Source organism: Pedobacter sp. 01T416_2, assembly GCF_056398925.1.
In genome coordinates, this window is record NZ_JBFTQI010001208.1 from 1 (window position 1) to 1,075 (window position 1,075).

Annotated in this window: 1 protein-coding gene; it reads left to right on the plus strand. The window is 36.5% G+C overall.

Annotated elements, in window-relative coordinates; translation table 11 throughout:
* Nucleotides 1-31 precede the first annotated feature (31 nt).
* The coding region (locus AC1DPQ_RS28595) for a hypothetical protein (protein WP_477611690.1) at nt 32-1,075 on the plus strand (1,044 nt) is incomplete at its 3' end.

The window sequence follows — 1,075 nt, forward strand, 5'->3', positions numbered from 1 at the left end:
ATTCAGCATCATCTCAATAACAGATGTGACCTTGCAACATGCTATAGATGGTATCCGCGATGCGCTTGTTAATCACAGTTATCAAACCGAAGCCTATACACACGTAATCCACGCTTTAAAAACGCTTAGCGGAAACGGAAAACTCGAATTTGGTTTAATGCCTTTTTTAACCGTTAACAATAAGCTCGTTTTCGATAATCAGGAGTTTTCACAAAGTATGCTGATTAATTCGGCAAAATCATCCAATCTCGAAGAAGAAGTTTTTTATTCGTTGGTTGATAAGTATAAAGAAAATCCAAGGTCGATTTTTGTAAGCGCTATTAATGACGATCAGATTGATAAAGATCCTTTTTTAAGGGTTTTAAAAGCCGCTGGTGTTTGTTCTTACTCAGTACTGCCTGTATATTACAATACGCAGTTGGCTGGCGTTTTAGAGGTTTATTCGAATGAGGAAGTAGTGGTTGATGATAAACTTTTATCGAGGTTACGCCCGGCAATGCCTTTAATCGGTCAACTTTTCCAATACAGTATCGAAGAATTTGATGCTAAAATGGACGAAGTGCTGATGGATAAGTTTACCGCCTTGCAACCATCGGTACAATGGAAATTTAACGAAGCTGTTTGGCATTTTCTTCAGCAGAATAACAGTTACCATAAATTAAAGGAAATCGAAACGATCACCTTTAAACATATGTATCCGCTGTTTGGCGCAATTGATATCCGTAATTCTACAATAGAGCGAAATAAAGCTTTAAAAGATGATATGGAAGTGCAGTTAAATAGTTTAATTGATACTTTAAAAGCCATCCGTAAGCATGTTTCTTTAGAACTTACCGATAAACTATTGTTCAATTGTAAAGACTGGATTAAACGCATCGGCGATTTTGCTTCATCAAACGAAGAAAATAAACTGAACGAGTTTTTAGAAATCGAAGTTTACCCTTTCTTATCAATTATAAAAGGAAATTACCCGATAACAGCTGAATTTGTAGATCGTTATTTCGAAGTAATTGTTCCAGAAACTGGCGCTGCTTTTGCAAATCGCAGGCAGTTGGAAATTTCGATGCAGCTGATC